Here is a 1,269-nt window from a genome sequence, read left to right on the forward strand (position 1 = left end):
AAATGCAATTAATTTATACAACGAAATAAGATTACATTTATCTTTAGACTATAAAACACCGAATATGGTATATAAATTATCAGCGTAAATTCAATTTTAACCTGTAGCCATATTTCAGGACGAGACATAAAAAAAAACACAATGAAAAGAATAATTTTAACGGCAGTAATTGGGTTGTTAGTATCAAATTTTGCTTTTGGCCAAAAAGATATGACCAAGTATAAAGCGTTTATAAAGACAGCAGATTCTTTATACAATACTAAAGACTATAAAAAATCAGCAATTGCATATCAAAATGCATTTGATTCAAATGCAGGAAAAGCTTACCCTGGAGATAGGTATAATGCTGCTTGTACTTTTGCTTTGGCTGGAGATTCGGAAAAGGCATTTTATCATTTAATTTATTCAGCTGAACACCCAAGAATAAAATACAAGAACTATAATAACATTACAACAGATTCAGACTTGAATTCACTTCACAAGGATGAACAATGGGAAAAGCTAGTTAAATTAGTAAAAGCCAATAAAGATGAAGCAGAAAAGGATTTAGACAAACCACTTGTAGCAATTCTTGATACAATTTATAGAGAAGACCAAACATATAGAAGACAGATTGGAAAAATAGAGAAAAAATATGGGCGAGAATCTGATGAAATGAAAAAACATTGGGAATTGATAAACGAAAAAGATTCTATCAACTTAATTAAAATAGTGAAGATTTTAGATGAAAGAGGTTGGCTAGGTGCAAATGTCATTGGGAATTCTGGAAACTCAACTTTGTTTCTTGTGATTCAACATTCACCTTTAGAAGTCCAAGAAAAGTATTTACCAATGATGCGAGAAGCTGTAAAAATTGGAAATGCGAATTCAAGTAGTTTGGCACTTTTGGAAGATAGAGTATCTTTAAGAAAGGGAGGGAAACAAATATATGGAAGTCAAGTTGGTAGAGACAAAGAAACGGGAGAATATTACGTTTTACCATTAGAAAACCCTGAAAAAGTAAATGAAAGAAGAACACAAGTTGGACTTGGACCAATTGAAGATTACATAAGTAATTGGGGAATGACTTGGGATGTTGAAAAGCATATTGAAAGAACAGATAAAAAGGAAAAAGAAAAGGAATAAATACGTTTGCTAACACTGTGTATAAAACATAGCTAGTAAGTGCTAAATTCAAAGTTCTGTGCTTTCTACTAAGTTCGCCAAATCTGCGATTTGGCATTAATGAAAAGAAAAATGTAAATGCCAAATCGCAGATTTGGCTAAGTG

General features: G+C 31.6%; 1 protein-coding gene. It reads left to right on the top strand.

The window, feature by feature from the left end:
- The first annotated feature begins 141 nt into the window (after positions 1–141).
- Entirely contained in the window at positions 142–1,125 is a 984-nt protein-coding gene (locus ACFSSB_RS15465; RefSeq protein WP_379905934.1) for a DUF6624 domain-containing protein, read from the top strand.
- Positions 1,126–1,269 lie beyond the last annotated feature (144 nt).

It is taken from the genome of Lacinutrix gracilariae (assembly GCF_042684485.1).
Classification (GTDB): Bacteria; Bacteroidota; Bacteroidia; order Flavobacteriales; family Flavobacteriaceae; genus Oceanihabitans; species Oceanihabitans gracilariae.